Source organism: Pseudomonas sp. SWRI68, from assembly GCF_014269165.1.
Classification (GTDB): Bacteria; Pseudomonadota; Gammaproteobacteria; order Pseudomonadales; family Pseudomonadaceae; genus Aquipseudomonas; species Aquipseudomonas capeferrum.
Map to the genome: position 1 here is coordinate 1 of NZ_JABWRU010000040.1, position 7992 is coordinate 7992.

At 63.7% G+C, this 7992-nt stretch carries 9 protein-coding genes; 5 read left to right on the plus strand and 4 right to left on the minus strand.

What is annotated here, in order from left to right; genetic code table 11:
- The first annotated feature begins 176 nt into the window (after positions 1 to 176).
- Genes HU770_RS26555 through HU770_RS26565 form a run of 3 tightly spaced genes read left to right on the plus strand, consistent with a single transcriptional unit; the run spans position 177 to position 2447 of the window.
- Positions 177 to 929, plus strand: coding sequence for an SDR family NAD(P)-dependent oxidoreductase (locus HU770_RS26555; protein ID WP_033698728.1), 753 nt, complete (start codon positions 177 to 179; stop codon positions 927 to 929).
- Between the two features lie 49 nt (positions 930 to 978).
- A complete protein-coding gene (locus tag HU770_RS26560; RefSeq protein ID WP_186666533.1) occupies positions 979 to 1938 on the plus strand; it encodes a PDR/VanB family oxidoreductase in 960 nt (319 codons plus the stop codon).
- Between the two features lie 11 nt (positions 1939 to 1949).
- Complete coding sequence (locus tag HU770_RS26565) at positions 1950 to 2447, plus strand: flavin reductase (RefSeq protein WP_033698724.1); 498 nt, start codon at positions 1950 to 1952, stop codon at positions 2445 to 2447.
- Positions 2448 to 2476: 29 nt separating this feature from the next.
- On the opposite strand, the gene HU770_RS26570 is transcribed toward HU770_RS26565, so the two are convergent.
- Positions 2477 to 2956, minus strand: coding sequence for a MarR family transcriptional regulator (locus HU770_RS26570; RefSeq protein WP_033698723.1), 480 nt, complete (start codon positions 2954 to 2956; stop codon positions 2477 to 2479).
- Positions 2957 to 3130: 174 nt separating this feature from the next.
- Between HU770_RS26570 and HU770_RS26575 the strand changes: the two genes are divergently transcribed.
- Together HU770_RS26575 and HU770_RS26580 are read left to right on the plus strand one after the other, a co-directional pair.
- On the plus strand, positions 3131 to 4255 hold the full coding sequence (locus HU770_RS26575) for an amidase (protein WP_186666535.1): 1125 nt from the start codon (positions 3131 to 3133) through the stop codon (positions 4253 to 4255).
- Positions 4256 to 4268: 13 nt separating this feature from the next.
- Positions 4269 to 4778: a nuclear transport factor 2 family protein gene (locus HU770_RS26580; protein ID WP_186666537.1), complete on the plus strand. Its 510-nt coding sequence runs from the start codon at positions 4269 to 4271 to the stop codon at positions 4776 to 4778.
- A gap of 52 nt (positions 4779 to 4830) precedes the next feature.
- Here the strand turns inward: HU770_RS26580 and HU770_RS26585 are convergent, their stop codons facing one another.
- The 3 genes from HU770_RS26585 to feaR form a co-directional block, all read right to left on the minus strand.
- Positions 4831 to 6150, minus strand: a complete 1320-nt coding sequence (locus HU770_RS26585; RefSeq protein ID WP_186666539.1) for a hypothetical protein — start codon at positions 6148 to 6150, stop codon at positions 4831 to 4833.
- Positions 6151 to 6334: 184 nt separating this feature from the next.
- A complete protein-coding gene (locus HU770_RS26590) occupies positions 6335 to 6733 on the minus strand; it encodes a c-type cytochrome (protein ID WP_186666541.1) in 399 nt (132 codons plus the stop codon).
- A 145-nt stretch (positions 6734 to 6878) separates the two neighbouring features.
- Positions 6879 to 7793, minus strand: a complete 915-nt coding sequence (feaR, locus tag HU770_RS26595) for a transcriptional regulator FeaR (protein WP_186666543.1) — start codon at positions 7791 to 7793, stop codon at positions 6879 to 6881.
- Positions 7794 to 7992 lie beyond the last annotated feature (199 nt).

Sequence of the window (7992 nt, forward strand, 5' to 3'; positions counted from 1 at the left end):
CTGCGCGCAGAACGTGCGGGAGTTCCGCAAGGAAAGCCTCAAGCACTACAGCGCCGACCTGACCTACACCCTGGTGCGGGCGGCGGGCGGTTTCAAGATCCACCGCAAGGTGATCAGCCTGATCAACAGCGACGATACCCTTGCCGGTATCGGCTACATCCTTTGAGGAACTGGCCATGAACCAAGTTGCATTGGTAACCGGCGCCGGCCAGGGCTTGGGCCAGCGCTTCTGCGCCCAACTGCTTGCCGCGGGCTTTGACGTGGTGGTCTCGGACCGCGACCTGGCACTGGCCCAGGCCAGCGCCGCACACCTGCAGCAAGCGCAGCAAGGGCAGGGCGGCCGCACCCTGGCGGTCAAGCTCGACGTCGCCAGCAAGGCCGATTTCGAGCAGGCCCTGGCCCAGGTACTGGCGCATTTTGGCGCCTTGCACGTGGTGGTCAACAACGCCGCCGTGACCAAGACCACGCCGCTGATGCAAATCACCCCGGAGGAGCTCGACGCAGTGGTCGGGCTCAACCTGCGCAGCGTCTTCCTCGGCTGCCAGGTGTTTGGCGCGCACCTGGCCGAGGCCGGTTACGGGCGGATCATCAACATGGCCTCGCTGGCCGGGCAGAACGGTGGCACCGCCACGGGTGCCCACTACGCCGCGAGCAAGGGCGCGATCATCACCCTGACCAAGATCTTCGCCAAGGAATTCGCCGCCCGCGGTGTCACGGTCAACGCCATTGCCCCCGGCCCGATCGATTCGCCGGCGGTGCATGCCGCGGTACCAGCCGAGCGCCTGCCGGGCTTGCTGGCGAACATCCCGGTGCAGCGCCTGGGTGACGCCGGCTTCCTTGGCGACCTGATCGTGCAACTGGCGCGGCCCGAGGCCTATTTCACCACCGGGGCAACCTGGGACGTGAACGGCGGCCTGTTCATGCGTTGAAATTTTCGGGGGCGCAGCGCGCCTCCTGTCGTTACACGGGACACCGGCCATGAATGAACAATTGTTGAACGTAGTCGTGCGCAAGCGCGAGATCCAAGGGGCCGACGTGGTCGTCCTCGACCTGGGGCGTGCCGATGGCACGGCGTTGCCGGCCTTCGAGGCGGGGGCGCATGTCGATATCCACGTCGCGCCTGGCCTGGTGCGCCAGTACTCGCTGTGCAGCGACCCGGCCGATGCCACGGTGTATCGCCTGGGCGTGCTCAAAGACCCCGCTTCACGCGGCGGCTCGGTGGGGGTGCACGAGACCTTGCTGGAAGGGCGCGCGTTGCAGATCAGCGCGCCGCGCAACCTGTTCCCGCTGGCGGCGCAGGCGCGCCGCTCGATCCTGCTGGGTGGCGGTATCGGCATCACGCCGATGATCGCCATGGCCCATGCCCTGCACCAGCAGGGCGCGGACTTCGAACTGCATTATTGCGGGCGCTCGCGCAGCCGCAGTGCGTTTCTCGAGGCACTGGCGGCGGCGCCGTTTGCCGCACGGGTAGTGACCCACTTCGACGACGAAGACCCGGCACAGCGCCTTGACCTGGTGGCGGTGCTAGGCGCTGCCAACCCAGGTACCCACCTGTACACCTGCGGCCCGTCCGGCTTCATGGACTGGGTGATCGAAGGGGCTCGCCGGCAGGGTTATACCGAAGACCATATCCACAAGGAGTACTTCCAGGTCGAGGTCGATGCCAGTGGCGAAGGCTTTGAAGTGGTGGCCGCGCGCAGCAACAAGACCGTGCAGGTCGCCGAGGGGCAGACGATTCTCGAAGCGTTGGCGCAGGTCGGCATCAAGATTGATATTTCCTGCGAGCAGGGCGTCTGCGGGACGTGCATGTGCGAGGTGCTCGAAGGCGAGCCGGACCACCGCGATGTGTACCTGACCGATGACGAAAAAGCCGCGAACGACCAGATCCTGGTGTGCTGCTCGCGGGCCAAGTCCAACAAGCTGGTGCTGGGTATCTGAGGAGCATGACCATGGTAGACGTAAACCAGTTTCGCAATGCAATGGCGCTGCTCGGCGGCGCCGTATCGGTCATCACAACCGATGGCCCAGCAGGGCGTTTCGGCTTCACCGCATCGGCAGTGTGCAGCGTGACCGACGCACCGCCTACCTTGCTGGTGTGCATGAACCGCGCGTCTTACTCCAACGAGCAATTCAAGGCCAACGGCGCGTTGTGCGTGAACGTGCTGGCCGGCACCCATCAGGAACTGTCGGGGGCGTTTGCCAACCGTAACCTGAGCACGGAAGAACGCTTTGCGACCACCCACTGGACCGTGCTGGAAAGCGGCGCGCCGGTGATGCAGGAGGCGTTGGTGAACTTCGACTGCCGTATTGCCCAGGTGCATGAAGTGGGGTCGCACAGCATTTTCTATTGCGAGATCCAGGATATCCGCCATGGCGGGGCGGACGATGGGCTGGTGTATTTCAACCGGGCCTATCACCGGGTGTGCGAGGACTCTAAAGCCTGCTGAATTTGGGGGCCGCCACGCGGCCCCAGCTTTCACGGTGTCTCGAGGTTGTGAAACACCACTTCCAGCATCCGGTTCAGCCGCTGCACCTGCGCCTCGGTCAGCCCCTTGAAGCTGCGCTGGAACAGCTCCCGGGTCACGTCCTGCATGCGCTCGATGTTCTGCAGGCCGACTTCGGTGATGCGCACCTGGGTCACGCGCCCATCCTCAGGGCTCGGCGCAGTATCGACCAGCCCATCGTCTTTCATGCGGTAGACGATCTTGGTGATGGTCGAGAGTTTGGCAATGGCATGGGTGGAGATCTCGGAAATACTCGATTCACCGTTCTCGTTGAGGATCCACAGCACGCGCCAGCGCGGCACGTCGAGGTCGATCTTCTTGAGCAGACGCTCCATGTTCTGGGTGTAACGGCCATGCACACGGGCCAGCCAGTAGAAGGGGAAATCCTCCTTGCGAAATTCATCGCTGGCCGGGTCGTGATGGCTGTGGCCTTTGTTTTTCGAGTTGCTCATCGGTTCACTACTTGTGCGGAAATAGTCGCGACATCATAGCCGTTTCCGCGTATTTGGCTACCGCGAAACGGTCGGGAATTACTGGAATATTCAGTTGACATTTCAAGTAATCGGCCCGCATTTTAGCGGCTGGGCCAAGGCCCGGCATCCATTCTTGAAGAGGGCTGCACAACAATGACAATCATAGTAGAAACCCTTGATCTGGGCGGCACCGGCCCCCGGGTCGTGGTCAAGGACACCATCGATGTCGCCGGTACCGCCAGCCGCGCCAGCAGCCAGGCGTTAGAGGACGCGCCGCTGGCCGAGCGCCATGCCGAGGTGGTCAGCCAGTTGCTGGCCGCCGGTGCCCGCCTGACCGGCAAGGTCAGCCTGCACGAGCTGGCGTTTGGCACCACCGGGATCAACCGCTATACCGGCACGGCAGCCAACCCGCGTTTTCCAGGGCGCATTCCCGGTGGCTCGTCCAGCGGTTCTGCCGCTGCGGTGGCGGCGGGCCTGGCAGACTTCAGCCTGGGTACCGACACCGGCGGTTCGGTGCGCGTCCCGGCCTGTTGCTGTGGGGTGTTCGGCCTCAAGCCGACGTTCGGCCGGGTAAGCCGCAAAGGCGTGATGCCAGCGCGCACCAGCCTCGACTGCGTTGGCCCGTTCGCCGCGAGCCTGCCGATGCTGGTGCGTGCCATGAGCATGATCGACCCCACCTTCGTCCCCGCCCAGGTGCCGACCAAGGTGCGCATCGGTGTGTTGCGGGTGACCGCCGAGGCTGCCATCCACAAGGTGGTACACGGGGCGCTGACGGCCAGTGGCTTGCCTTTGGGCAACGTCGAGCTCAAGCATTTTGGCGCTGCCTACGACGCCGGCATGGTGGTGATCAACCGCGAAACATTCGAAGGCTGTGGCCACCTTCTGCAAACCGGCAAGGTCGGCAGCGATATTGCCGGGCGCCTGGCGGCAGCGGGGCAGACCACGGACTCGGCGCTGGCCGAGGCTGAAGAGGTGCGTCGAAGGTTTACCGATGAAGTCGACCAGGCCCTGGCCAGCTTCGACGTCCTGGCCCTGCCGACCCTGCCGGACTTCCCGCTGCGCCTGGAGGATGCTGCCGACACCCGGGCGGTGCTGGGCATGACCTCGCTGGTGCGGCCGTTCAACCTGTCGGGGCACCCGGCGTTGAGCATCCCGCTGGGCAGCGAGGCCGGCTTGCCGGTCGGCCTGCAACTGGTGGCGGCGAAGGGCGCCGACGAAAAACTGTTGGCGGTGGCCGAGCGCTTGCTGCTGAACCTGTATGCCGGTAACGAGCACTGAGGCCAGCGTAGCCATGACCGATATCCTTGAACTGCAGGCCCGGCTGCTCTGCTTCGAACACCAGCAGGCCATCCGCGTCTGCATGAACCGCTACATGGCGCTGTGCGACCAGTTGGACGCCAGCTCACCGCTCGATGAACTGGCGGGGTTGTTCTGCCGTGAGGCGGTGTGGGAAGGCAAGGGCGCCAAGTACGCCGAAAGCTTTGGCGGCTACCGTGGCCGCGAGGCGATCCGCGCGATGTTTGCCACCTACATGAAGACGCCGGCGCACTTTGCCTTGAATGTGCACTTCCTGACCAGCGAGGTGATCGAGGTGGCCGGTGATGAAGGGCTTGGGCGCTGGGTGATGTTGCAGACCAGTACCTTTGCCGACGGCGCGTCGCACCTGAATGCCGCCCGGTTGACGGTGCGCTTTGCGTTTGAAGAGGGGCGCTGGCGCATGGCGCATTTCCAGACCGAGAACCTGTTCAGCCGGCCGGTTACGGGGTGGAACAGCGAGGCGCCGTTGCCGGTGCCTGAGTAGAGCGTAGGGCCATTGTTGCTGGGGCCGCTTTGCGGCCCCAGCAGTCTCCCGCTCAAAACGTGCTGACGAACACCACCTGCCCATACAGGTTGTCATTGTTGCTGCCCAACTGCGTCCCCCCTTGCTCGGCACTGCGATCCGGCTGATACAACCCCACCAAGGGCACGACCATCAGGTGATCATTGAGGGTCCATTCGGCATAGATATCCAGCTCACGCCCGTCCACATTGCCCAACCTGCGGTCGATGGTATCGAAGTTGAACGCCATCACCCCGAGGTTCAGCGTGGGGCTCGGGCTGACCACCAGGCCTACCTTCTGCACCCGCGCATTGCTATTGAACGGCCCGGCATAGTTGCCCGCCACTTCGCCCTGGAACCACGTCCCCAACCCGCGCCCAAGGCCGTAGAACAAGGTGTCGTACTGCTCTGAAAAGCGGCTGTAGCGGTAGCTCAGGTTCGGCTGCCAGGGCAGGTTGGCGAAGGTCCAGCCTGCTTCCAGATACCAGGCATCCTCGGTGGCGGTGTGGGGCTTGTCCTGTTTGGCGTATTCCCCGGACAGGAACAGGTTGTCTACCCCGGCATTGCCCTGGCCACGCAGGCTGTAGGTTTTCATGCCGTCGCGTTCCAGTTGCTGGGGCGAGGCGTATTGCTCGTCGACATGGGTGGTGGCGATGTAGGTCAGGCCGACCGTGCCAGCGTCCGCCACGTGTTCCAGGGTGGCGACGTGCATTTCGGTGTTGGCCTGGGCGCGGTTGTCCGATTGCAGCCACATCAGGTCGCCGCGCCAGCCGCTGCTGCCACCCAGGCGCAGCACGGCGGTCTTGTCGAAGCTCTTGCGCGCCGCCAGGTAGTAGGCGCCACCCCGGTTGAACTGCCCATCGGCCAGGCCATGGCCAACGTTCAGCGAGTCCCCCTGAAGCAGAAAACCATCGCCCACGGCGACCATCTGTTTGCCGAACGACAGGTCGATACCGTCCTCGCCCAGCAGCGGTACCAGGTTGCCGGACTTCCAGCCCAGGTAGGCATCTTCGATCTTGCTGGTGCGTTCGCTGCCGTCGCTGAAGCCTGCTGCGTCACCGTCCCCCCAGGTCGCCGAGCTGAGCAGGGCAAAGGCGCCATACAACGCCCCCATGCTCCCCAGGCGCTGGTCGGCACTCAAACCATACTTGATGTAGCCCTCTTGCCAGGAGGTAGAGCCGGGTTGGTCACGGCCAATCACGTAGCTTCGTTCGCTGTGGAATGCACCGAACACGGCTTCCACATTGGCGTTCAGGTGACGTTCGGCATCGCTGTACAGCTCGTGCGCGGACGCACCCAGCGAAGCCCCGGCCAGGAGTGCGGCCAAGGTACGGCGGTACGGGCGGTGGTGCATGGTCTGGCTTCCTTTGTCATGGTTTTTGGCAGAAGTTCCGAAGACATGCCAATGATCATGAAGCAAGCCCCGGCACGGGCTTTTGCCCTGGCTGCCAGTTGCCTTTGGCGTTGTGCCAAGCTGATGCGAGGGGGTGGGAAAAACGCAGAAGGCCCCGTTGCGGGGCCTTCGTGGGCAGGTAGCGTTACTTGAGGCCGGCGAGGAAGCACGTCACCGACTGGCGCTCGTCGGCATCCGGCAGCCCTGCGTAAGGCATGTAGGTGCCGGGCACCGCGGCTTGTGGCTGCGCGATGAAGGCGCCGATGGCTTGTGCCGTCCAGGCCGCCTGGCGGGTTTTCATGGCCTGGGAGTAATTGGCCCCTGGCACGCTACCGGGGGTGCGGCCCACCACGTCGTGCAGGTTGGGGCCCATCAGGGTCGGGCCATCCTTTTGCGCCGAGTGGCACGCCGCACAGTCGCGCGCGAATACCTGTTCGCCTTGCTGGCGTTGCGGGGCTGCACAGTCTTCGGCCAAGGCCAGCGGGCTGGCCAGGGCGGCAAGCAGAAAGGGCACTATGAACTTGCTGGATACGACGGTCGACATCACGCACGGTTCCTGGGTAAGGCAGCGCCGGGCTGCTTCTTGTTGGTGTTCGGTTTGATTGTGTGCCAGTGCCGGCCGGCAGGTTTTGTTATGCCTGCCAGGGTGTTTGCTTGGCTTGTCAGTTGCGTGTGGCCCGCCACAGGGGTCAATTGGCGTGACGCTTGCGGTACTCGCCCGGGGTCATGCCAAAGCGGCCCTTGAACGCGGTGCTGAAGTAACTCGAATCGGAAAAGCCCCAGGCATAACCCAGCGACGATACTTTCTGGTCCATCGCCGGGTTGCGCAGGCTTTCGGCGCAGAAGTCGAGGCGGCGGTTACGGATGTACTGGGCGATGACCAAGTCGTGCTTGGCGAAGATGCGGTACAGGCTGCGCATGGAGATGCCCACTTCATGGGCGATGAGTTCAGGGGTCAGCTGCTCGCAGGTGATGCGCTGGTCAATCAGCGACAGGGCCTTGCGGAACATCCGTTGATGGCTGCCGGGCACTGAGTCATGGGTGATGGCCGGGCGCAGCAGGGCGATCAGCGCATCGAGCACGGCCTGGCTTTCGTTGTTGGCCATGTGTTGGGTGCGGCCGGCCTCGAGCATCATCTGCCGGGCCATGCTGGCCAATGGGGTTTGCGCTTCGATGCGTTTTGCGCAGGCCACGCTCACGCCGCGGGTACCGCTCTGCACCTGGGGGCGCGGCAGGATCAGTGACAGTTGCCGTGAGCGTTGGTGGAAGTGCATGTCCAGTGGGGCGCTGGCGTCGATCAGGGTCAGGTCGCCGGGCCGCAGCTCGATGCGGGCATCCTGGTGTTCGATATGCGAGGTGCCGGCCATCTGCAGCACGGCGTAGTAGTTGTCGGCGCCGCTGGCGCGAATCTCCCGGGCGCTGCGGAACAGGTGGACGTGGGTCATGTCGACGATGCTCATGGAAATCTGGCCTACCTGGCACTTTTCGAGCTGGCCGACGAAGCCTGCGTCGAGCTTGCGGGCGTTGAAGTGGCCGCAGGCTTCGTTGATCTGGCTGAGCCAGGCCTGGAAGTGATCGTCGCAAACACGGGTCGCTGGTGTCATGGGGGGCCTCGCACGGTAAGACGTGGAACGGGTCGCTTGGGCGAACTCTTGGATGGGGGGTAAAGCATTAAAATTCACTTGAAATTTCAAGCAAAAAACGGGCCTGGGATTTGAGGGGGTGGAGGAGTTAATCTGCTAATTATTTGTTTTTTAATGAATTTAATTTTTAGGGGATGAGGGTGGCGGGAGGGGGTGGAGG